This is a genomic window from Massilia sp. DWR3-1-1, from assembly GCF_049898325.1.
GTDB lineage: Bacteria > Pseudomonadota > Gammaproteobacteria > Burkholderiales > Burkholderiaceae_D > JAFCUW01.
This window is the reverse complement of record NZ_JAFCXL010000010.1, coordinates 164,978-187,471: the sequence shown is the minus strand read 5'-3', so window position 1 is coordinate 187,471 and position 22,494 is coordinate 164,978. Positions and strand designations below refer to the sequence as shown.

The window sequence follows — 22,494 nt, the reverse complement described above, 5'->3', positions numbered from 1 at the left end:
GCGCAGATCAAGCCTTGGAAGCGAGTTCTTGCTCTATGCGTTCCAGCAGGGCAGCGACTGGCATGGTACCCAGATCGATGTTGCCCCGTGCTCGCACGGCCACAGTGTTGGCATCCCGTTCTTTGTCGCCGATGACCAGAATATACGGCACTTTTTGGACGGAATGTTCACGTATTTTATAGGTTATTTTCTCGTTTCGCAAATCAGCGTGAACGCGCACCCCCGCCTTGCGCAGTTCGGCTGTCACTTGCTGGGCAAATTCGGCTTGCCCGTCCGAGATGTTGAGCACCTCCACCTGCACCGGCGCCAGCCATAGCGGCATGGCGCCCGCGTGGTGCTCGATGAGCATGCCGATGAAGCGTTCCATCGAGCCCACGATGGCGCGGTGCAGCATGACGGGCACCTTGCGGGTGTTGTCGACGGCGACGTATTCGGCGCCCAACCGGCCCGGCATCGAGAAATCGACCTGCATGGTGCCCACTTGCCACGGGCGACCGATGCTGTCCTTCAGATGGTATTCGATCTTCGGCCCGTAAAAGGCGCCCTCGCCCGGCAACTCGGTCCACTGCACGCCACAGTCGCGCAGGGCGGCGCGCAAGGCTTCCTCGGCCTCGTCCCAGACTTCATCGGCACCGATCCGGTTGTCCGGGCGCAGGGCGATCTTGACGTCGATATTGGTGAAACCGAAGTCCTTGTACACTTCCATCGCCTGGGCGTGAAAGGCCACCACTTCGGGCGCGATCTGCTCTTCGGTGCAGAAAATGTGACCGTCATCCTGGGTAAAGCCCCGCACCCGCATGATGCCGTGCAGCGCGCCGGACGGCTCGTTGCGGTGGCACTGGCCGAACTCGCCGAAGCGCAGGGGCAGATCGCGGTAGCTTTTCATGCCGGCGTTGTAAATTTGCACATGGCCGGGGCAATTCATGGGCTTCAAGGCGTACGAGCGGTTTTCCGACTCGGTGGAAAACATGTTTTCGCGGTAGTTTTCCCAGTGGCCCGTTTTCTCCCACAGGCTGCGGTCGAGAATTTGCGGGGCCTTGACTTCCTGGTAGCCGTTGACCTGGTATTTGTGACGCATGTACTGCTCCACCTGCTGCCAGATGGTCCAGCCTTTCGGGTGCCAGAACACCAGGCCGGGCGCCTCGTCCTGGAAGTGGAACAGGTCGAGCTGCTTGCCCAGCTTGCGGTGGTCGCGCTTTTCCGCCTCTTCCAGGTTGTGCAGATACAGTTCCTGGTCTTCTTTTTTGGCCCAGGCGGTGCCATAGACCCGCTGCAGCATCTCGTTTTTCGAGTCGCCGCGCCAGTAGGCGCCGGCCAGCTTCATCAGCTTGAAGACCTTGATCTTGCCCGTCGAGGGCACGTGCGGGCCCCGGCACAAGTCGGTAAACGCGCCTTCAGCGTACAGAGAGACGTCTTCGCCGGCAGGAATCGAGCCGATGATCTCAGCCTTGTAGTGCTCGCCAATGGAGGTGAAATAATCGACCGCTTCGTCGCGCGGCATCACCTTGCGGGTGACGGGCTCGTCCTTCTTGGACAATTCGAGCATCTTCTTTTCGATCGCCACCAGGTCGTCGGGGGTGAACGGGCGCTTGTACGAAAAATCGTAATAGAAGCCGTTTTCGATGACGGGGCCGATCGTCACCTGCGCGTCCGGATACAGCGACTTGACGGCGTAGGCCAGCAAGTGGGCGGCCGAATGACGGATCACGTCGAGCCCCTCGGGGTCCTTGTCGGTGATGATGGCCAGGTCGGCGTCCTGCTCGATCAGGTAGGAGGTGTCGACGACTTTGCCGTCGACCTTGCCGGCCAGGGCCGCCTTGGCCAGGCCGGTGCCGATGCTGGCGGCGACCTGGGCGACCGTGACGGGCCCCTCGAATTGGCGGGCGGAACCATCGGGAAGGCGGACTGAAAGCATGCTGATCTCCATTTAGGCGCGAAACGCCAACGTACTGCCATAAAAATGCGGACGAAAAAAAACGCGGGCTGGCCGCGTTTATCTTTTCAAAGAGCGAAAGAATTCACCTCGACCAACGTCGCTGGAACAACTCCGTCGTAGTTCGCGGTGTCATAACCATGGTGCCTTTCTCGCTCTCTTACAATGTACTGGTGGGCGGTGCAGAATTCGAATCTGCGACCCCTTGGATGTCGACCAAGTATTCTAACCAGCTGAACTAACCGCCCGAAGACCAATATTATAGAGAGACGTATCCCGGCTGACAAGTGCTTTCTTGTAGCGTGTGCCGCAAGCCCCTTTTTTACAGGCGGGCGCAGTATCCGATAAACTGGCGAACATGCAAACCGAATCCGCCCACCTCCACGCCCACCTCGACGGCGATGCCGCCAACACCCACGTCGTGGTGGGCCGCAGCCAGACCGCGCTGGTGTTCGCTCTCCTGCTCACCTTGCTGTTCGCCGGCATCGAAGCCGTCACCGGGGTGATGGCCAATTCGCTGGCCCTCATTTCCGATGCCGGTCACATGGTCACCGACGCGGCCGCCCTGGGCCTGGCCCTGTTCGCCCAGCACATCGCGCGCCGCCCGCCGTCGCCCCGCCATTCGTTCGGCTTCGGCCGCGCCGAGGCGCTGGCCGCCTTCGTCAATTGCATCGCCATGCTGGTGCTGGTGGCGTGGATCGTCATCGAGGCCGTCAGCCGCTTCAACAAACCCGAGCACGTGCATGGCAATGTGGTGCTGGTGGTGGCTGCCATCGGCATCGCCATCAACCTGCTGGTGGCCTGGATCCTCTCGCGCGACAGCCAGAGCATGAACACCCGCGCGGCGCTGGTGAACGTGATGGGCGATCTGCTCGGCTCGATTGCCGCCGTCGTCGCCGGCGCCGTGATCTATCTGACGGGCTGGGTGCGCATCGATCCCCTGCTGTCGATCCTGGTGTCCCTGCTGATCCTCAAATCGACCATCGGCGTGCTGCGCGAGTCCTATCACTTCCTCATGAAGGGCGTGCCGCTGCAGATCGACTACGTCCAGGTGGGCGCCGACCTGGCCGCCCTCGACGGCGTGCGCGCCGTGCACGACCTGCACATCTGGGACATGGCGCCGGGCGAGCCGGCCCTGACCGGCCACCTGCAGATCGACGAACTGGCGGCCTGGCCGCGCGTGCTGGGCGCGGCGCAAACCATGCTGCTGACCAAGCACAATATTGATCATGTGACGCTGCAGGCGGAGCCGGCCTCGATGCCGCCGGAGGCCTGCGCGCCGGCGCAGCGCCATATCGCTTAGCATGGTCTGCCACCTTCATTGACCAGACCATGCCACCGAACCCGCCTGCCGCCGCCCCGCTCGTCCATGACACCCTGATCATCGGCGGCGGCCCCGGCGGCCTGACCGCCGCCATATATTTACGCCGCTTCATGCGCAATGTCGCTCTGTTCGACAAGGGCAACAGCCGCGCCAGCTGGATCCCCGTCTCGCACAACTACCCTGGTTTTCCTGAAGGCGTCGGCGGCAACGCCCTGCTGGACAATCTGCGCAGCCAGCTGGGCCGCTACGGCGGCGCCATCACCGCCGCCGGCATCGACTCCCTGCACCTTGAGGACGGCACCTTCGTCGGCCGTTACGACGGCGGCGAAGTGCGCGCCCTGACCGTCATCATGGCCACCGGCATCGTCGACAAGAGCTTGCCGGTCGATCACTGGCGCGACGCCGTCGCCAGCGGCGCCATCCGCCTGTGCCCCGTGTGCGACGGCTACGACGTCATCGACCGCCGCATCGCGATCGTGTCGTCGGCAAGCAATCCGATCGGCCACGCCATGTTCATGCGCAGCTTTTCCGCCGATGTCACCCTGTTCGACCGCACCGAGGGCAGCATCGTCAGCGACGAGGAGCTGCGCCAATTGCAGGCGGCCGGGGTGCGCTACGTGCGCTCGCCCGTGCGCGAAGTGCGCCTGGGCGCCGATCTCAAGCCCGTGCTGCACACGGGCGACGGCCAGGCCCATGCCTTCGACGTGCTGTACCCGATGCTGGGAGAAATTGCCCACTCGGAGCTGGCCACCGCGCTGGGCGCCGACAGCGCCGATTGCGGCGAACTGCTGGTCGACGCCTGGCAGGCCACCAGCGTGCCGGGCCTGTACGCGGTGGGCGACGTGGTGCGCGGCCTGAACCAGATCAGCGTGGCCACCGGCCAGGCGGCCATCGCCGCCACCCGCATCCACAACACGCTGCCGTGGACCCTGCGGGCGGCGCCATGCTGAACATCCTGGGCAAGCCAGCCTCCATCAACGTGCGCAAGGTGCTGTGGACCTGCGCCGAACTGGCGCTGCCGCACCAGCTGGAAGCGTGGGGTACGGGCAGCCTGTCCCTGCAGTCGCCGCAGTTCCTCGCCCTCAACCCAGGCGGCCTGGTCCCCGTCATCGACGACGACGGTTTTATCCTGAGCGAATCGAACAGCATCTGCCGCTACCTGGCCGACCGCCACGGTGGCGGCCGCCTGCTGCCGCCACCGTCGCGCGAGCGGGCGCTGGTCGAGCGCTGGATGGACTGGCAGGCGACCGAACTGAACAATTCATGGCGCTACGCCTTCATGGCCCTGGTGCGCCACAGCCCCCTGCACCAGGATGCAAGCTTGCTGGACGAGGGCATCGCGGCCTGGCAGCACAATATGGGATTGCTCGAGCGTCACCTGGCTGGCGCGGGTCCCTATATGACCGGCGCCACCTTCACCCTGGCCGACGTGGTGATCGGCCTGTCCGTCAACCGCTGGAAGGCAACGCCCCTGCCCCATGCGGCGCTGCCGGCCGTCGACGCCTACTTTGCCCGCCTGTCACAGCGCCCGGCGTTTCGCGAACACGGCAATAACGGCCTCGCCTGAGCGGGTGCGCAAGGGCGGCACGAAGGGGAACCATACGGCGCCGTGGTGGTCTGACAGGTGAGCGCTCTTGACCACCACCGGAGGAAATTCGCCATGCTACTGAACCGCGTCGTTACCGCCACCGCGCTGGCCGTCGGTGGATTTATCTTATCCAAACGTATCACCGGCAAAGCCCGCCGCGCCGATGCAGGCGCCGTCGAAGAATCGATCGAGGTCCATGTCCCGCGCGGCGTGGCCTACCATCAATGGACGCAGTTCGAACAACTGCCCAGCTTCATGCACAGCGTGAAGGAAGTGCGCCAGCTCGACAGCCGGCATTTGCACTGGAAGGCCACGGTGGACGGCCAGGACACCGAGTGGGACGTGGAAATCACCGAGCGGGTGCCCGACCAGCGCCTTGCCTGGCGCAGCATCGGCGCCCCCCGCAACAGCGGCGCGGTCAGCTTCACGGCCCTGTCCGACGAGCACACCCGCGTCACCCTGAAAATGGCGGCCGAGAGGGACGGCACGGTGGAAAAAATCGGCGACATGCTGGGCGCCATGCGGCTCGAAGCGCGCAGCAACCTGCAGCGTTTCAAGGAAATGATCGAGGCCAGGGGCGCCGGCCCGGGCGACGGGCAAGGACAGATCACCGCGCATTGAGGGCAGGCCGGGCGCGGTCGCTTTCGCGTTTTAAGGTTCTAAGGTTTTAACGTTCCAGGGTCTTAGCGCGACTGCGCCAGCGCTATCCTGCGGTCGATTCGCGCCACGCCGGCATCGTCGCCGGCGGCCTGCGCCCGCTGCTTCGCCACGCCCAGCCAGGTCAGCAAGGGGCGCCGCCAGCCCTGCCCCGACGCCGTGTCGATGGCCGTATCGATGTCGGCCGGCGCGATGCGCCCCGCCTGCAACAAGACGCCCGCCGCCACCAGCCGCGACAAGGGGTCGGCCACCGAGGCCAGGCCCGCCGTGCCCCGTGCGATCGGCTGATGCTGGGGTGGCAACAGGGCCACATCGAGGCCCTGCAAGCGCCCCGCCAGGTAGGCCGCGTACGCGCGCTCGGCCGGCGTGGCATCCTGTGCCAGCGGCGCAAAGCCCGCGCATTCGCCCAGCTCCAGGCTGGCCGTCCTGACGGCGCAGCGCAGCAGTTCGGCGTGCGCCACCAGCGCGGCCTGGCCGGTGCTGGCCATGTCGCTGCGCGCGCGGGCGAAGTCGGACGCGGCCAGTGCGCTATTGCCCGCCAGGTACTCCGCCGTAAAACTGTCGAGCGCGGCGGCGGCGTTGCCGCGCCATGCAGGCTCGACAGGCTTGCTGGCGCACCCGCTCAGCAAGGCCAGCAGCAGCGCCAGCCGCCCGCCCGCCGCGGCCAATTTACGTGCTCGTGCGCGCTCGATCATGGCAGCTTCAACTCCGTCTTTTTGGCAAATGGCCACTTGCGGTTGAGTTCATCGACCAGCCGGGTCACCTTGTGCAAGCTGGCGTCGACCTCGGTGCGCAGCGCGCCCAGGTCGTCCGTCGCCACCCGCGCATTCTTGCCCACCGCCTGCGCCTCGACCAGTACCGCGTCGACCTGCTTCAGGGTCGCGCTGGCGTCGCCCAGCACCACGCGCAGTTGCACCACCGCCGCCTGGGTGTCGTCCATCACGCCGTTCTTGCCGAACACGCGCTGGTCGGCATGGGCCAGCAAGCCGTTGACCCGGTCCAGCGTGAGCATCAGCTTTTTCGCTTCGGCATCGCCACCCAGCGCGCCGCCCAGCAGGCCGTACTTGCCGGACAGGCGCTCCGTGGCCGTCTGCACATTGGCCAGCGTGCTGCTCAGCGCCGAGTCGGCACGGGTGATCGCCTCGAGGTTTTCCAGCAGCGCGCGGGCGCTCGCCACCAGGCGGGGAATCTCGGCGGCGGTGTCGCCGCGCAGCACCGTGCGGGTGGCGCCGGCCGGCATCGGCGCGGCCTCGAGGTCGCCGCTGTAGGCCTTGATGTGGGTGTCGCCCACCAGGCCCCGCTCGAGCGTGAACACGCTCGACACGCGCAGCCAGCGCGCGTCCTTCTTCGGTACGTCGACGGCGATGCGGGCCTTGCCGTCGGGCGCCAGGTCCACCTGGCGCACGCGGCCGATGGCGAAGCCGGCGAAGGTCATGTCCATGCCGGGAATGACGCCCTCGGAGTCGTCGGCAATCAGCACCAGCGACTGGGTCGGCTCGAATACCCCGCGCGCGTACATCACGTAGGCCAGAAAGAGCACCACCAGCGCCACCATCAGCGCCAGCAGGATCACCGCCTTCACTTCCACGTGCGGCGGCGCGGGCGGCATCGGTTTGCTTGTTTCCACTACAGCTCCCTGTTCAGAGGTCGAACCACCACACTCAAATATACTTGACGGCAAGCGAAGCCGCCTCGATGACAAACAGCACGAACAGCAGGCGCACGGCGCCCGGCTGCATGGTCGACAGCTTGTCCGTGGTCGTCTGGCCGAAGCGCTGGACTTCCACCAGCGCCGCCGCCGGTATCACCGCCACCGCGCAGCCGAACAGCACCGTCTTGAGGGCGAAACCCAGCGTCACCGCCGGATCGAATACCCGCCCGACCGTGCGCGTGTAGTCGCCCAGTCCCCACGGCGAGACGCCGTAGACGTTCAGATAGGCCAGCACCAGCACGATGACGCTGCTGACCATGGCCAGGGTCAGCACGGCGAAGGCGTTGGCGCTGACCTCGGCCACCAGGCTGCCCTGCAGGCGCGTGCGCACGGCCGGCGCGCCGAGGTCGGCCAGCGGCTCGATCGAGGCCACATTGAATTTCAGGCCCGCCCGCAGCGCCACGAACAGGGCGGCCGCCAGCGGTATCAGTTCGAGCACCAGCACCCGCACCACCATCTCGAGGGCGAATTTCGACAAGCCGTAACTGGTGGCGGTGACGAGCACGATCCGGATGATCACCAGGCTCACCAGCGCCGCCAGCGCGGTGAACCACGGCAGCACCTGCCAGGCGCCCAGGTAGATCTGCAGCGAGACGGCGCGCCGGTGCGCCGCCGTGTAGGTCGATGGCGAGCACGCCAGCACCAGCGCAACCGCGCCCAGCAGCAGCATGCGCCACCAACTGCCCAGCCAGCGGACCAACAGCGGCCACCAGCGGGCGGGATGGGTGTGCAGAAAGCCGATCACGGGCGCCGCTCGTCCCTGCAGGCCCGCCTCAATGGCGCCGCGCTTCCTGCACGCCGGACACTTCCATGATCGCCGTCAATGCCTTCTGCAACTGCGCCGTCGAGCTGATTTCCGCCGTGAACGTCATGCGGGCCTGGCCCTTGGCGCTTTGCGTGTTGACGCCGATGACGTTGATTTTTTCGCGCGAAAACACCTCGGAGATATCGCGCAGCAAGCCCTGGCGGTCGCCCGCCAGGATGAACAGGTCGACCGGATAGACCGTGTCCTGGCCGGCGCGGCCCCAGTCCGTGTGGATGACGCGCTCGGGCGCCTTGGCGCGCATCTCGGCAAAATTTTTGCAGGTGGCGCGGTGGATCGAGACCCCCTTGCCACGCGTGACGAAGCCGACGATGCCGTCCGGCGGCGCCGGCTTGCAGCACTTGGCCAGTATCGTCAGCAAGCCCTCGGTGCCGACCACCAGCACGCCCGACTTGGCGCCCTGCTCGACGCTGGAGGCGCGACTGTTGCGCACCACCACGGCGTCTTCCACTGCGACCACTTCGCCCGTGTCATGCAGGGCCTGCTCGACGTGGCGCAAGGAGAACTCGTCCTTGCCGACGGCAACGAACAGGTCGTCGACCTTGGGAAAGCCCAGCTTGTGCGCCAGCGTTTCCAGGTTGACGGCCGTCTTGCCTTCGCGTTGCAAGGTTTTTTCCACCATGCTGCGGCCGTGCCCCAGCGTTTCGGCCAGGTCGATGGCGTGGAACCAGGCGCGCACCTTGGTGCGGGTGCGGTTGCTGGCCGTGTAGCCGGGTGTGAGCCAGTCGCGCGACGGTCCGGCGGTGCCCGGTGCGCCCTTGGCGGTGATGATTTCGCAAGTCTGGCCATTGCGCAGCGCCGTGTTGAGCGGCACCATGACGCCGTCGATGCGGGCGCCGCGGCAGCGGTGGCCCACTTCGCTGTGCAGGTGGTAGGCGAAGTCGATGGGGGTGGCGCCGACGGGCAGCTCGAGCACGCGCGCCTGCGGCGTCAGCACGAAGATGCGGTCGTCCAGCGCGGTCGATTTGAGTTTTTCCACCCACTCTTTCTGGATTTCCTCCTGCCCTTCCTGGCCCACCACGGCGTCGGCGACGTCGGTTTTCCAGGCCAGCAGCTGGCGCAGCCAGGCAATTTTCTCGTCGTACTTCTGGCCCTTGAAGTTCGAGCCGCCCTCTTCCTTGTAGCGCCAGTGGGCGGCGATGCCGTACTCGGCGAAGTTGTGCATGGCCTGGGTGCGGATCTGCACTTCCAGCGGACGGCCGTCGTCGGCGGTGACGACGGTGTGCAGCGACTGATAGCCGTTCGCCTTGGGACGCGAAATGTAATCGTCGAATTCCTTCGGGATGGGCGTCCAGATATTGTGCACCAGGCCCAGCACGGCGTAACAGGCGCGGTCGTCCTCGACGATGACGCGGAAGGCGCGCACATCGTACAGCTCGTCGAAATTGAGCTCCTTGCCGCGCATCTTGTTCCAGATGCTGTAGATGTGCTTGGGCCGGCCGAACACTTCGGCCTTGATGCCGGCGGCGGCCAGCTCGTCTTCCAGGCGGGTGATGGCCGACTGCACGAAGCTCTCGCGCAGCATGCGCTTTTCTTCGAGCATCTTGGCGATGCGCTTGTAGGTGTCCGGCTCCATGAAGCGGAACGACAGGTCTTCCAGCTCCCACTTGAGCTGCCAGATGCCGAGCCGGTTGGCCAGCGGCGCGTACAGGTCCATGGTTTCGCGGCCGTAGGCACGCGTCATGTCGTTGAACAGTTTTTGCTCGGCGAACCAGCGCAAGGTGGTCACGCACGAGGCCAGGCGCACCAGCACCACGCGCATGTCGGTGGCCATCGCCAGCAGCATCTTGCGCAGCGTTTCCACCTGGGCGACGGCGGCCTGGGCGGCGCCACGGCCGCGGCTGGCCGGCCCCGCCACCTGCTGCCCCACCGTCATGTCGCGCAGCCGGATCAGCTGGCGCACGCCGGTGACGAGATCGGTCACCTCCTTGCCGAAGCGGGTTTCCAGGCCGGCCGCGGCGGCCGGCTCGATCACGGTCAGCTCGAACATCAGGCCGGCGATGCGCGTTTCGGCATCGCTGCGCAGGAAAGCGAGGGTGCTGGCCGCGCCCACGGAAAACTCCAGCGCGCCCTGCCCCGAGCTGCACTTTTTATCGGCGTAGGCGTCGGTGGCGAAGGCCAGCGCCGCTTCCACGCGCGCGCAGTCGTCCGCGCCCAGGCCCTGGACCAGTTCAGCGGTGACGCTGCCCAGCGCTGCGATGGCGACCATGGTCGATTAACGCAAGGCAGCGGTGATGCAGATCTCGACCAGGCAGGCGGGATTGGCCAGCTTGGCCTCGACGGTGGCGCGCGGCGGCGTGTGGCCGGCAGCGACCCACTCGTCCCACACCAGGTTCATGGCGGGAAACAACGCCATGTCGGTGATGAAAATATGCGTCATCAGGATGCAGGTCTTGTCGCTGCCCGCTTCGGTCAGCAGGCGGTCGACCTGGGCCAGCACTTCGCGGGTCTGGCCGCTGATGTCGGCGCTGGTGTCTTCGGCGATCTGGCCGGCCAGATAGATGGTGCCGTTGTGAATTGCCACTTCGGAGAGGCGTTTGCCGACGTGCAGACGGGTGATTTCCATAATTTTCCTGTTGTTGTGTTAATGGTTGCTGTAGTGCACTTGCTTGAATAATTCTTTGAAACAATGCTTGCCCACGGGATCGCTCAGGGTCCCGACTCGCCCAGCAAAAAGCGCCGGGCGATGGCGATCTGGGCGGGGCTGACGAAGGTGGGCGCATGGCCCGTATCGGCAATTTCGACCAGTTGCGGCTTCGGCCCCCGCGCCAGCATTTCGCTCGCTGTGTCGGCCGACAACAGGTCCGACAGGGCGCCCCGCACCAGCAGGGTCGGGCAGCCGATGCCATCGTAGGCGGCCCACAGCGCCGCCTGGCCGGCCTGCGCCGATTCGGGCGTGCTCGCCTGCAGGGGCGCCGACAGGCCCATGTCGTAGTGACGCACCCAACTGCCGTCCTCGCCCTGGCGCAAGACATCGGCGGCCAGTTTGTGCCACTGGGCGTCAGTATGCACGCCAAACGAGGCCGAGACGTCGCGCACGAAGCGGGCGCCCTGTTCGAAACTGTCGAAACGCAGGTCCTGGGCAATATAAGTGGCGATGCGCTTCATGGCCAGCGGGTCGAGCGTGGGGCCGATGTCATTCAAGATGAGCTTGCCGATCGGCGCATCGGGCTGGCCCGCCAGCACCATGCCGATCAGGCCGCCCATCGAGGTGCCGAACCAGTCAACCCGGTTGCCATGGGCGGCGCTGCCGGGGACGCCGGTGACGCGCGCCACCAGCGTCACCATGTCGCTCACGTATTGTGGAATGGTGTAGAACAGGGGATTGCGCAAGCGCTCCGAGCGGCCGCGCCCCACCACGTCCGGGCACACGACACGATAGACATCGGACAGGTTCTCCGCCAGCGCATCGAAATCGTCGCCCACGCGGGTGACGCCATGGACGCACACGAGCACGCGCGGGTTGGCCGGATCGCCCCACTGCTTGTAGGCCATGCGGTGCAGGCCGGCCGGGGAGATGCATTGCACTGATTCAATTGTTGCCACCGCCATTGCCAGGTCATCCTTAAGAACGTCAAATTTCGCTGCAAACGACATTTTACCGGGCGTTGCGATTAAAATCTCAGCAACGTTGTATTGCGCCCTTCGGTCGAGAAACCATCCCATTTTAATTGAGGACATCATGAATAGCACCATGTTAAGCGGCAAGACCGCCCTGGTTACCGGTTCCACCTCCGGCATTGGCCTGGGCATTGCCCGCGCCCTTGCCGCCCAGGGTGCCAATGTGATTTTCAACGGCTTCGGCGACGCCGCCCAGATCGCCGCGCTGGTCCAGGACGTGGCGGCCGAATTTGGCGTAGCCACCGACTACAGCAATGCCGACATGTCGAAGGGCGCCGAGATCGAGGCCATGATGGCGCAGGCGCAGGCCCGCTTTGGCGGCGTCGACATCCTCGTCAACAACGCCGGCATCCAGCACGTCGCCAACATCGAAGACTTTCCTGTCGAGAAATGGGATGCCATCATCGCCATCAACCTGACCTCCGCCTTCCACACCTCGCGCCTGGCCCTGCCCGGCATGAAGCAGAAAAACTGGGGCCGCATCATCAACCTGGCCTCGGTCCACGGCCTGGTCGGCTCGGCGCAAAAATCGGCCTACGTCGCCGCCAAGCACGGCCTGATCGGCTTCACCAAGGTCACCGCGCTGGAAACGGCCAAGACCGGTGTCACCTGCAACGCCATCTGCCCGGGCTGGGTGCTCACGCCGCTGGTGCAAAAGCAGGTCGACGACCGCGCCTCCCGCGACGGGGTCAGTGGCGACGTCGCCAAGCAGGCCTTGCTGGCCGAAAAACAGCCGTCCGGCGAATTCGTCACCCCGGAAGAACTGGGCGCGCTGGCCGTGTTCTTCTGCAGCCCCGCCGCCGAGCAGGTGCGTGGCGTGGCCTGGAACATGGATGGGGGCTGGGTCGCCCAATAACAGCTTGTGAGCACCGTGACACCGTGCTGTTGCCACGGTCCGACAAGGCGGTCCACTGGCCGGTACGCCTGTTTTTTTTGAAAGAACGCCCATGCGCCTGTTTTCATTGGTCCTGCTCGCCGTGAGCGGCGTGCTGCACGCGGCGCCGGTCCAGACCCGGCCGGTCCTGCTCAGCGCCGAGCGCACCTGGACGGGCGAAGGTGCGCCCCATGCGGGATGGAGCGTGCTGGTGGCCAACGGCCGCATCGCCGCCGCCGGCCCCACCGACAGCATCAGCGTGCCGCCCGACGCCGAGCGCATCGCGCTGCCGGGCAAGACCCTGATCCCCGGCCTGATCGACCTGCACTCGCACCTGCTGCTGCACCCGTACAACGAAACGAGCTGGGACGACCAGGTCCTCAAGGAGAGCGTCGAGTACCGCACCCTGCTGGCCGCCCGCCATGCCGGCGCCACCCTGCAAGCGGGCTTTACCACGCTGCGCGACCTGGGCACCGAGGGCGCCGGCTATGCCGACGTCTCGCTCAAGCGCGCCATCGACGACGGCGTCATCGCCGGTCCGCGCCTGTTCATCGCCACCCTGGCCATCGTCGCCAGCAGCAGCTACGGCCCCGGTCCGCGCAGCTACCGGGCCGACATGAACCTGCCGCAAGGCGCGCAGGAAGCCACCGGCGTCGATGGCGTCACCCGCGCCGTGCGCGAACAAAGCGCGCGCGGCGCCGACTGGATCAAGTTCTACGCCGATTACCGCACCGGCATCGACGGCAGCACCCGCCCCACCTTCACGCAGGAAGAAATGAACGCGCTGGTGGCGGCCGCCCACGTGAGCGGCCGCAAGGTGGCGGTGCACGCCAGCGTCGACGCGGCCACCCGCATGGCGGTGCAGGCCGGCGCCGACACCGTCGAACATGGCTACGGCATCAGCGAAGCGACTTTTCGCCTGATGAAAGAGCAAGGCGTGGCCTATATTCCCACCCTGAGCGCACCGGAAGCGACGGGCGAATATTTTCAGCGACACGTGCGGGGCGGCGCGCCGACCCCGTCGATGACGCTGGCGGCCCAGGCGTTCGCGCGCGCCCGCAAGGTGGGAGTGATCATCGGCAATGGCAGCGACGTGGGCGTGTTCGCCCATGGCAGCAACGCGCGCGAACTGGAATGGATGGTGAAACTGGGCATGACGCCGGTCGAGGCCCTGCAGGCGGCCACCACCGTCAATGCGGCCATCCTGGGCAAGTCCGCCGACCTGGGGCGGATCAAGCCTGGCTGGCTGGCCGACCTGGTCGCCGTCGAGGGCGACCCCACCACCACCATCGACGCGCTCAGGCACGTCGGCCTGGTGATGAAGGGCGGGATGGTGGTAGCGCCGCAATAAACGCGGCGCGCGCACAGTGGCCAGGCGCGCTGCCTGCCTGGGCCGCGCTCACCGCTGCCGTGAACGCGCCGTCTTATTTGCAGTCCTGGCGCAACTGCGCCAGCCGCTGCTGCGCCAACTGGTCGAAGGCATTGGCGCGGTGGCTAGACGCCAGACCTTCATGGAGCGCGCCGGCCTCGTCGAAATTGGCGCAACCGGTCTTGTTCTGGCGCGCCCGCAAGCCCACCTCGCCCGCCATCGTCAGCGACTGCGCCAGCGCGCGCGCCTGCACCGCATCGACCGGCTCACCATTGCTTTGCCTGAGCCGGGCCAGCGCCGACTGGGCCTGCGCGTGCGCCTTCTCCGGCGTGCCGCGCGGCTGCACGTAGGCTTCGAGCAAATCGATGCGCGCGTCGCCGCTGGCGCCAGCCAGGCGGCGCAGGCCCGCCAGGGTGTTGACGGTATCGCGGCCATGCTTTTGCGCGTTCTGGCTGGCGGCCAGCGCCATTTCGATCGACAGCAAGCCCGTGTGCAGGGCGGCGTCGGCCGGGGTCGACTTCAGTTGGGCCGCATACACCGAGCGCGCCGCCGCCAGTTCGGCTTCGGCGCCCGCATCATCGCCCGTGGCGGCCAGCACCCGGGCGATGGCCAGGCGCACGTCGGCGCCCGAACGGGCCGCCTGCACGGGTGCGCCGTTGCCGCCATTGTCCATCAAGGCGTGCGACTCGTGCAGGGCCAGCGCCTGGCGCAAGGCCGCCAGGCCGTCGCCGGTGTGCCCCTGCTCAGCCAGGATCGCGCCCAGGCGCAGGTTGGCGTCGGCGCTGGCCTGGTCGCGCGCCGGCTGCGCCACGCTGGCCGTCAGCGCCAGCGCCTCGCGGGCGGCCTGCTGGGCGCCGGCCAGGTCGCCGGCGGCGCGCCGGCTGTCGGCCAGCGCAAGGGCGGCGGGAAAACTGGCCGACTGCGGCGCGGCGCCCTGGGCCGGCCGGCTGGTGGCGGCCGACGCGGCGCTGGTGGCGACGGCCGCCACCGTGGCCGGCGCCGTCACCGCGCCGCGCAGGCGCGGCGCCGGCGGGATGCCATGCTGCTGCAGCCAGGGCGCGGCCAGCACGCCCACCAGCAGCCCGGCCACCAGCATGGCCACCGCCAGCGCCAGCGGACGGCGGCGTGGCGCGGCCGACGCGTCGGCGATGGCGGCCTCAGTGTATTGAGCAGAGTGCGGAGCCGGTGCGGCGGCGATGCTGGCGATGCTGGCGCTGCTGGCGCTGCTGGCCGGTTCGGCATCGTCAGCGGCTGCCGCCAGCAGGGCCGGCGCCACGCGTACCGGTGCGGCATCGTCCGGCACGGCGGGCACCGCGGCGCCGTCCGCCTGCAGCCGCGCCGCCGCCTGCTCGAGCTCGCGCGCAAGCGCGTGCGCCGAAGCGTAGCGCTGGGCCGGCGCGGCCGCCAGCGCGCGCGCCAGGATCGGGTCAAACCAGCTGCGCAAGCACGCCGCCCGGGCCTGTGCGGCGGCGGCGTCGGCCGGGGCGAAGAACGGATCGACCGCCAGGTCGGTGGCGCCGTCCAGGCCGCGCTCGAAAGCGTCGAGCATGACGGTCGACGCGGGCGCGACCACCTGCCCGCCCGTCTTGAATACGCCGCCCGCATCGACGCCATGGACATACCTGCCCGTCAACAGGCTAAACAGCACGGCGCCCAGTGAATAAATGTCGGTGCTCACCGACAGCGGCTGGCCGGCCAGTTGGTCGGGGCTGGTAAAGGCGGGGTTGACGGCCCAGCCGTCGCCGATCATGCCGGCGTCGAGCACGCTGACGGCGCCGCCAGGCGCCACCAGCATATCGGCGCTCTTGAGGTCGCGGTGGACGATCAGGTGCTGGTGCAGGTAATGGACGGCGTCGCAGACGCTGGCGAACAGCAGCGCGCGCTGGGCCAGGTCCAGGCCCTGCTGGGCACAGTAGCGGTCGATCGGCATGCCAGCGCCCCGGTCGACGACGAAATACGGGCGGCCGTCGGCGGTGATGCCGCCGTCGACCGGCGCCGGGATGGCCGGATGGTCGAGCGCGGCAAGCCGCTCGCGCAGGCGCTCGAAGCGGGTGGTGGTCTGGCCGGTGCGCGAGGCCGCCTGCGCCAGCCGCATGGTGCCGAACGCGAGCTCACCGCCTGCGCCCGCCTCGCGTCGCACCAGCAAAATCAGGTCGGCGCCGTTGCGGCCCAGCTCCTGTTCCACGCGCCAGCCACCGATGATGTCGCCATGGCGGGGCAGCACGGGCGCCGGCGCCTTCTGCTCGACCGGCAGTTCGAGGGGATCTTCGAGGAACTGGTCGAGCTGTTCGATGCGCGAGAGCATCGCGCGTACATCGTCGAACAAGGCCTGCTCGCCGGCAGTGGCCTGGGCGATGAACTGCTGGCGATCGCCAGCGGGCAGGTCGAGGGCGCGATAGAGGATGGCGTTGGCGGATTCGTGGAGGGGCAGGTTCATGGCAGCATTCGTAACGAAAATCAACAATTCTTGTCCTGCCGAGTATATTTTGTTGCAATGCCTAGCACAACTCTTATTCACGCCCGGGTGGTATTTACGGCTGCGGTGCGCCCCGTCAAAGCATTGCGCGATGTGGAAAACCACAATTGCCCGCCCCTGCCGTTTGGCCGATGATAGTCCGCTATCACGATCACCGTCACACTCACCTGCAGCAAGCGAGGCCACCATGAAAAAACCGTTTTATAAAATCCTGTATGTTCAGGTGTTGTTCGCCATTGTCTGCGGCGTGCTGCTGGGCGTGTTCTATCCGAAACTGGCGGTCGACATGAAGCCGCTGGGCGACGGCTTCATCAAGCTGATCAAAATGATCATCGCGCCGGTCATTTTCTGTACCGTCGTCGCCGGCATCGCCGGCATGCAGGACATGAAAAAAGTCGGCCGCGTGGGCGGCAAGGCCCTGCTCTACTTCGAAGTGGTGTCGACGTTCGCGCTGGCCATCGGCCTGGTCGTGGCCAACCTGCTCAAACCGGGTGCGGGCTTTAATGCCGACCCCGCCACCCTCGACACCAAGTCGATCGCCGAATTCACCGCCAAGGCGAAGAACCAGTCGACCATCGATTTCGTCATGAACATCATTCCCACCACCTTTGTCGATGCGTTCGCCAAGGGTGAAATCCTGCAGGTGCTGCTCATCGCCATCCTGTTCGGCGTGGCCCTGTCCATGCTGGGCGAACGGGGCCGTCCCGTCACCAAGCTCATCGATGACGTTTCGCACGTGATTTTCGGCGTGGTCGGCATCGTCATGAAAGTCGCCCCGATCGGTGCCTTCGGCGCCATGGCATTTACCATCGGAAAATTCGGCATCGCTTCGCTGGTGCCGCTGGCAAAGCTGATGGGCTCGTTCTACCTGACCTGCTTCCTGTTCGTGGTGGTGGTATTGGGCACGATTGCCAAGTACACGGGTTTTTCGATCTTCCGCTTCATTTCCTATATCAAGGAAGAATTGCTGATCGTGCTGGGCACGAGTTCCTCGGAATCGGCCCTGCCGGCCCTGATGCGCAAGCTGGAAAAGCTCGGTTGCTCCAAATCGGTGGTGGGCCTGGTGGTGCCGACCGGTTACTCGTTCAACCTCGACGGCACCAACATCTACATGACCATGGCCGCCCTGTTCGTGGCGCAAGCGACCAACACCGAACTGACCATCTGGCAGGAGCTGACCATCCTCGGGGTCGCCATGCTGACCTCGAAGGGCGCCTCCGGCATCACCGGTGCCGGCTTCATCACCCTGGCCGCCACCCTGGCCGTGGTGCCAACCATTCCCGTGGCCGGCATGGCGCTGATCCTGGGCATCGACCGCTTTATGAGCGAGTGCCGCGCGCTGACCAATTTCATCGGCAACGGCGTGGCCACCATCGTCGTGTCGAAATGGGAAAATGAACTCGACCACGATCGCCTGGCGGCCGAACTGCGCCATCCGACCCACCTGGAAGACGACAAGGAAATGTTCCCCGTGCGCGACGCTGCCTGAGCGGTTTGACGCGCCCTGCGAAAACGCCGGCATCGCCGGCGTTTTTTTTATTGGCGCTTTCACCGTTTGCTGTGGGTCGACCCCGAACCGATTTGAATTGCTGAGGTCAATCCTGCTCCACCGACGTGATGGGAGAGCAGCGTGGCACAAGGCAAGCAGGTCCGTCCTGATTTCACCCGCCTGTTCTCCCGGCTGCGCGCCTTTAATACGCACCAGAGGCTGGCCGTGTGCTGTTTCATGTCGGCGCTCGTCAACGGCGAGCGCATTGCCGCGCTGATCGACCAGATCGCCCGTGCGCACAGCGTGTGTCCCCGCTGCGCATCGCGCCAGGGCGTTCGTGTACGTGAAGCCATTCACATTCAAAACGTCAACGCTTATCACAGTCGCTTTAAACGGTGGCTCCATCACTTCAACGGCGTGGCCACGCGCTATCTGGACAATTACCTGGGCTGGTGCTGGGCCATCGACCTGCGCCGCATCGGCAACGCCGAGCGCTTCCTCGCAGCGGCGCTCGGTCACTTCGGCGCTTGAGCTCGAAAGAAACTCAACAGCTAACGGTGAAAGCGCCTTTTTATTTGAAGCGGTAAATCACGTCCACCGATTGCGACAACTTCATCGGCACGATCATCAACAAACCCTCGCGATCGGGGTCGGCGCGCACCGGGCTGCGATAGCCAACGCCCTGGACACCGCCCAGCCCGACGGCGCGGGTGACGTTCTTCAGGTCGCCCGTCGAGACGGCGCTGGCCAGGCCCAGCTTGCGGCCCACGCCGTCGGCGATCGCCTCGGCACGGCGGCGCGCCGCTTTCAGTGCCTCTGCGGTCAGTTCGCTTTCGACCTGAGCACGCTTGCTCGAATCGAAGCCGATCATGAAGCCATCGAGCTCGGGCATGACGATCAGTGGCCCCACCACCTCGCGCCACTTCGACAGATCGGCAATCTTGATATGCACGCCGCACTTGAGGTCGTACTGCACCAGCCCGGCCTGCGCCGGATCGGCCTTGCGAATATCGCGGCGGACATCGCGGATGTCGATGTCGGCCGATGGCACGCCGGCGCTGTCGAGCAGCGCGCGAATGGCGGCGATACGGGCGTCCACGGCCACGCGCGCCGCTTGCGGGTCGGCATTAAACAGGGAAATTTCGAAATCGATCTCGCCCAGGTCGGGCGCGACATACACAACGCCACTACCGCTGGTATGAATGAAGGGATAGTCGGGAAACTCGGCGGCGCCGGCGCGGCAGGCGAACATGAGCGTGGCGGCGACCAGGACGGCGCGAAGGGCATGGTGCTTGGACATGGGAACTCCTGATAGACAAGAATGTCTATGTTATTTATGCCCATGCCAATAAGCAAGAAATCCCTGCGCGATGCCGTCAAATAAATATCTAGACATTGATGTCTAGATGCTCTACTCTTTCTGATCTCCCGGAGAACACCATGCCCGCTGCCATCGCCAAACCCACCGCCGCCGAACTTGACCTGCTACAAACCCTGTGGCCGCTGGGGGCCGCCACCGCGCGCCAGGTCCACCAGGCCATGCAGGCCGAACGGCCCGACGTCACCTACGCCACCGTGCTGCGGCTGATGCAGATCATGCATGGCAAGGGTTTGCTGATCCGCGACGACCGCCAGCGCTCGCACGTGTACGCCCCGGCCCAGGCGCAGGACAGCCTGCAGACCAATCTGCTCAAGGACCTGATCCAGAAAGCCTTCGCCGGTTCGGCCAAGGCGCTGGTGCTGGCAGCCTTGCGCAGTGGCATTTCCAGCAAGGAGCGCGAGGAAATCGAACAACTGCTCAAGGACGATCAGCCATGAGCGCAAGCACCGTGATCGGCCAGCTGGGCTGGACCTTGCTGCATTTTGTGTGGCAGGGCACGCTGATCGCCTGCCTGGCCGCGGTCGGCCTGCTGGTGCTGCGCAACGCCCGCCCGCAGGCCCGTTACGCCCTCGCCTGCGGCGCCTTGCTCGCTTGCCTCGCATGGCCGGCGGCCGACCTGTTGCTGCGCCTGTGCGCGCCGGCGCCCGGCGGCGGCGCAGGCACCGCGCCCCTGTTCACGGCTGGCGTCAGCAGCGGTGCCGGCCTCCCCCTGGCCTGGCTGCAGGGACAACTGGGCGCCATCGTGCTGGCCTGGGCCGCCTGCGCCGCGGCCTTGTCTGCGCGCATGGTGGTGGGTCTGTGCTGGATCGGCCGCGCCGGTGCCGGCGGCGCGGCCGCCCCCCACTGGCAGGCGCGCATGGAGTTGCTGGCGCGCCAATTGGGCATCACGCAAGCGCTGCGCCTGCGCGTCGTCGACACGATTGCCAGCCCGATCACGGCCGGCTGGTGGCGTCCGCTGGTGTTGCTGCCGTCGAGCCTGCTCACGGGCATGCCGCCGGACTTGCTCGAAGCGCTGATCGCCCACGAACTGGCCCACGTCAAGCGGGCCGATTACCTGGTCAACCTGCTGCAAAACGTCGTCGAGACGCTGCTGTTCTATCACCCCGCCGTCTGGTACTTGTCCGCTCGCATCCGGATCGAGCGCGAGCAGATTGCCGACGACCTGGCGGCGCACTACGTGGGCAAGCGCCGGCTGGCGCGCGCCCTGTCCGAACTGGAAAAAATCCAGTTTTCCCACACTACACTGGCGCTGGCCGCCACAGGAGGAGAATTAATGGTCCGTATCAAGCGATTGCTGCGCCCCGATGCGCAGCGCCTGGACTGGAAAGCGGCGCTGCCCGTGCTGGGGCTGGCCACCGCGCTGGTGGCCGGCTGCGCCCAGGCACCGCTGGCCAGTCACGCCGACAGCACCAGCGTACGCACCAAGGCCATCGTCAATTTCGCCAGTTGCGCCAAGCCCGTCTGGCCGCAAGCGTCATTGCGCGCCGAACACACGGGCACGGTCAAGCTGGCATTCCTGGTCGATGCCACGGGCAAGGTGATCGACTCACGGGTCGACCAATTGAGCGGCCACGTGACGCTCGACGAAGCAGCCCGCAGCGGCATCGCCTTGTGCAGCTTCCGGCCAGCACTGGAAAACGGCGTGGCGGTGCAAGCATGGTCGCCCCTCGCCTACACCTGGGCGCTCAAGTAAACGTTACCCGCCGCCGCAGACGCCGGTAAACAAACAGGCTGGCGGGGCAATTAATTGCCCGGCCAGCCTGTTTGTTAGGGCAGACTGTTTATACGGCCGAGACGTCGATGTCCGCTTCGGTTGCCGCCACCACGTCTTCCTTGCTCACGCCCGGCGCCAGCTCAATGAGCTTCAGGCCCGCATCGGACACCTCGATCACGCCGAGGTCGGTGATGACCAGGTCGATCACGCGCACGCCCGTCAACGGCAGATTGCACTGCTTGAGGATTTTTGGCGACGTGCTGCCATCCTTGGCAGTGGCCACGTGCTCCATCACCACCACCACCCGCGTGACGCCGGCCACCAGGTCCATCGCGCCGCCCATGCCCTTGACCATCTTGCCGGGAATCATCCAGTTGGCCAGGTCGCCGTACTGCGACACCTGCATGGCGCCCAGGATGGCCAGGTTGATCTTGCCGCCGCGGATCATGCCGAAGGAATCGGCCGAGCTGAAGTAGGCTGCGCCCGGCAACTCCGTCACCGTCTGCTTGCCGGCATTGATGACGTCGGCATCGACCTGGTCTTCGGTGGGGAACGGGCCGATGCCCAGCAAGCCGTTTTCCGACTGCAGGTAGACCTCGATATCCTTGGGCACATAGTTGGCCACCAGGGTCGGCAAGCCGATGCCCAGGTTTACATAAAAACCGTCCTGCAATTCTTTCGCTGCGCGCGCAGCCATTTCGTCACGAGTCCATGCCATGTCAGTCTCCCGATATTTTTACGAATAATTTTTTTAGTTTGGGCGCACGGTGCGCTGTTCGATGCGTTTTTCCGGGTGGGCGTTGACAACGATGCGCTGCACGAAAATGCCGGCCAGGTGCACGTGGTCGGGATCGATTTCGCCGATTTCCAGCAGTTCTTCCACTTCGACGACGGTGATTTTGCCTGCCATCGCCACATTCGGATTGAAGTTGCGCGCCGTCTTGCGAAACACCAGGTTACCCGAGCGGTCCGCTTTCCAGGCCTTGACCAGGGACACGTCCGATACCAGGCTTTCTTCGAGAATGTAGTCTTCGCCACCGTACTGGCGCACGTTCTTGCCTTCGGCGACGATGGTGCCCACCCCCGTCTTGGTATAGAAGGCGGGAATGCCGGCGCCGCCGGCGCGCAGTTTTTCGGCCAGGGTGCCTTGCGGCGTGAATTCGATTTCCAGTTCGCCGGCCAGGTACTGGCGGGCAAATTCCTTGTTCTCGCCCACGTAGGACGAAATCATTTTCTTGATCTGGCGCGTTTGCAGCAGCAGACCGAGGCCGGCGTCGTCGACGCCGGCATTGTTGGAGATCGCGGTCAGCCCGGTCACGCCGGAATCGCGCAAGGCAACGATGAGCGCCTCCGGAATGCCGCACAAGCCGAAGCCGCCGACGGCAATGGTCTGACCATCTTTGACGATACCGGACAGCGCTGCTGCCGCATCGGGATACACTTTGTTCATACTGTCCCCTAAATATTATTGAGAGCGCCTACGCACGCGCTTTATGACCACCAGAGTAGAGTCTCAGCATAAAATACGGCAGCC

General features: G+C 65.8%; 20 protein-coding genes, 1 tRNA gene and 1 pseudogene. 10 read left to right on the top strand and 12 right to left on the bottom strand.

Going from position 1 to position 22,494, the window contains the following annotated elements; all coding sequences use genetic code 11:
- Window positions 1-7 precede the first annotated feature (7 nt).
- Window positions 8-1,915, bottom strand: coding sequence for a threonine--tRNA ligase (gene thrS / locus ACP7EY_RS12910; protein WP_426194111.1), 1,908 nt, complete (start codon window positions 1,913-1,915; stop codon window positions 8-10).
- Between the two features lie 189 nt (window positions 1,916-2,104).
- Window positions 2,105-2,181, bottom strand: a tRNA-Val gene (locus ACP7EY_RS12905).
- A gap of 110 nt (window positions 2,182-2,291) precedes the next feature.
- Between ACP7EY_RS12905 and ACP7EY_RS12900 the strand changes: the two genes are divergently transcribed.
- The 4 genes from ACP7EY_RS12900 to ACP7EY_RS12885 all read left to right on the top strand — a co-directional run bounded on the left by ACP7EY_RS12900 (window position 2,292) and on the right by ACP7EY_RS12885 (window position 5,466).
- On the top strand, window positions 2,292-3,236 hold the full coding sequence (locus tag ACP7EY_RS12900) for a cation diffusion facilitator family transporter (protein WP_426194109.1): 945 nt from the start codon (window positions 2,292-2,294) through the stop codon (window positions 3,234-3,236).
- A gap of 29 nt (window positions 3,237-3,265) precedes the next feature.
- Window positions 3,266-4,207, top strand: coding sequence for an NAD(P)/FAD-dependent oxidoreductase (locus ACP7EY_RS12895; RefSeq protein WP_426194107.1), 942 nt, complete (start codon window positions 3,266-3,268; stop codon window positions 4,205-4,207).
- A complete protein-coding gene (locus ACP7EY_RS12890; RefSeq protein WP_426194105.1) occupies window positions 4,201-4,824 on the top strand; it encodes a glutathione S-transferase family protein in 624 nt (207 codons plus the stop codon). The genes ACP7EY_RS12895 and ACP7EY_RS12890 overlap by 7 nt, the downstream gene beginning before the upstream one ends.
- Before the next feature lie 93 nt (window positions 4,825-4,917).
- Window positions 4,918-5,466 carry an SRPBCC family protein gene (locus ACP7EY_RS12885; RefSeq protein WP_426194103.1) on the top strand — a complete coding sequence of 183 codons (549 nt, stop codon included), beginning with the start codon at window positions 4,918-4,920 and terminating at the stop codon, window positions 5,464-5,466.
- A 62-nt stretch (window positions 5,467-5,528) separates the two neighbouring features.
- Here ACP7EY_RS12885 and ACP7EY_RS12880 read toward each other — a convergent pair whose 3' ends face one another.
- From ACP7EY_RS12880 to ACP7EY_RS12855, 6 genes are all read right to left on the bottom strand, one after another.
- A complete protein-coding gene (locus ACP7EY_RS12880; protein ID WP_426194101.1) occupies window positions 5,529-6,197 on the bottom strand; it encodes a hypothetical protein in 669 nt (222 codons plus the stop codon).
- Window positions 6,194-7,111, bottom strand: a complete 918-nt coding sequence (locus ACP7EY_RS12875; protein ID WP_426194168.1) for an MlaD family protein — start codon at window positions 7,109-7,111, stop codon at window positions 6,194-6,196. The genes ACP7EY_RS12880 and ACP7EY_RS12875 overlap by 4 nt, the downstream gene beginning before the upstream one ends.
- Window positions 7,112-7,163: 52 nt before the next feature.
- Window positions 7,164-7,883, bottom strand: a complete 720-nt coding sequence (locus tag ACP7EY_RS12870; protein WP_426194166.1) for an ABC transporter permease — start codon at window positions 7,881-7,883, stop codon at window positions 7,164-7,166.
- A gap of 103 nt (window positions 7,884-7,986) precedes the next feature.
- A complete protein-coding gene (locus ACP7EY_RS12865; protein ID WP_426194099.1) occupies window positions 7,987-10,245 on the bottom strand; it encodes a RelA/SpoT family protein in 2,259 nt (752 codons plus the stop codon).
- A 6-nt stretch (window positions 10,246-10,251) separates the two neighbouring features.
- Window positions 10,252-10,602, bottom strand: a complete 351-nt coding sequence (locus tag ACP7EY_RS12860) for a RidA family protein (protein ID WP_426194097.1) — start codon at window positions 10,600-10,602, stop codon at window positions 10,252-10,254.
- Window positions 10,603-10,685: 83 nt separating this feature from the next.
- Window positions 10,686-11,588, bottom strand: a complete 903-nt coding sequence (locus ACP7EY_RS12855; protein WP_426194095.1) for an alpha/beta fold hydrolase — start codon at window positions 11,586-11,588, stop codon at window positions 10,686-10,688.
- A 130-nt stretch (window positions 11,589-11,718) separates the two neighbouring features.
- On the opposite strand from ACP7EY_RS12855, the gene ACP7EY_RS12850 reads away from it, so the two are divergent.
- Together ACP7EY_RS12850 and ACP7EY_RS12845 are read left to right on the top strand one after the other, a co-directional pair.
- Window positions 11,719-12,513, top strand: coding sequence for a 3-hydroxybutyrate dehydrogenase (locus ACP7EY_RS12850; protein ID WP_426194093.1), 795 nt, complete (start codon window positions 11,719-11,721; stop codon window positions 12,511-12,513).
- Window positions 12,514-12,604: 91 nt separating this feature from the next.
- Window positions 12,605-13,882, top strand: a complete 1,278-nt coding sequence (locus tag ACP7EY_RS12845; protein WP_426194090.1) for an amidohydrolase family protein — start codon at window positions 12,605-12,607, stop codon at window positions 13,880-13,882.
- 73 nt (window positions 13,883-13,955) lie between these two features.
- Here the strand turns inward: ACP7EY_RS12845 and ACP7EY_RS12840 are convergent, their stop codons facing one another.
- Window positions 13,956-16,337, bottom strand: a complete 2,382-nt coding sequence (locus ACP7EY_RS12840) for a serine/threonine protein kinase (protein ID WP_426194088.1) — start codon at window positions 16,335-16,337, stop codon at window positions 13,956-13,958.
- Window positions 16,338-16,563: 226 nt separating this feature from the next.
- Between ACP7EY_RS12840 and ACP7EY_RS12835 the strand changes: the two genes are divergently transcribed.
- Window positions 16,564-17,865, top strand: coding sequence for a dicarboxylate/amino acid:cation symporter (locus ACP7EY_RS12835; protein ID WP_426194086.1), 1,302 nt, complete (start codon window positions 16,564-16,566; stop codon window positions 17,863-17,865).
- A gap of 336 nt (window positions 17,866-18,201) precedes the next feature.
- Window positions 18,202-18,396: pseudogene (locus ACP7EY_RS12830) on the top strand (IS1595 family transposase); the annotation flags it as partial.
- Between the two features lie 40 nt (window positions 18,397-18,436).
- Here the strand turns inward: ACP7EY_RS12830 and ACP7EY_RS12825 are convergent.
- Window positions 18,437-19,165, bottom strand: coding sequence for an SIMPL domain-containing protein (locus tag ACP7EY_RS12825; RefSeq protein WP_426194083.1), 729 nt, complete (start codon window positions 19,163-19,165; stop codon window positions 18,437-18,439).
- A 140-nt stretch (window positions 19,166-19,305) separates the two neighbouring features.
- Between ACP7EY_RS12825 and ACP7EY_RS12820 the strand changes: the two genes are divergently transcribed.
- Together ACP7EY_RS12820 and ACP7EY_RS12815 are read left to right on the top strand one after the other, a co-directional pair.
- Window positions 19,306-19,683, top strand: a complete 378-nt coding sequence (locus ACP7EY_RS12820; protein ID WP_426194081.1) for a BlaI/MecI/CopY family transcriptional regulator — start codon at window positions 19,306-19,308, stop codon at window positions 19,681-19,683.
- Window positions 19,680-20,939, top strand: coding sequence for a TonB family protein (locus tag ACP7EY_RS12815; RefSeq protein WP_426194079.1), 1,260 nt, complete (start codon window positions 19,680-19,682; stop codon window positions 20,937-20,939). Before ACP7EY_RS12820 ends, ACP7EY_RS12815 begins: the two co-directional genes overlap by 4 nt.
- An 88-nt stretch (window positions 20,940-21,027) precedes the next feature.
- Here ACP7EY_RS12815 and ACP7EY_RS12810 read toward each other — a convergent pair whose 3' ends face one another.
- Window positions 21,028-21,678 (bottom strand): 3-oxoacid CoA-transferase subunit B, encoded by a 651-nt coding sequence (locus ACP7EY_RS12810; protein ID WP_426194077.1) that lies wholly within the window; start codon window positions 21,676-21,678, stop codon window positions 21,028-21,030.
- Between the two features lie 33 nt (window positions 21,679-21,711).
- Complete coding sequence (locus ACP7EY_RS12805; RefSeq protein ID WP_426194075.1) at window positions 21,712-22,410, bottom strand: CoA transferase subunit A; 699 nt, start codon at window positions 22,408-22,410, stop codon at window positions 21,712-21,714.
- Window positions 22,411-22,494: the final 84 nt, after the last annotated feature.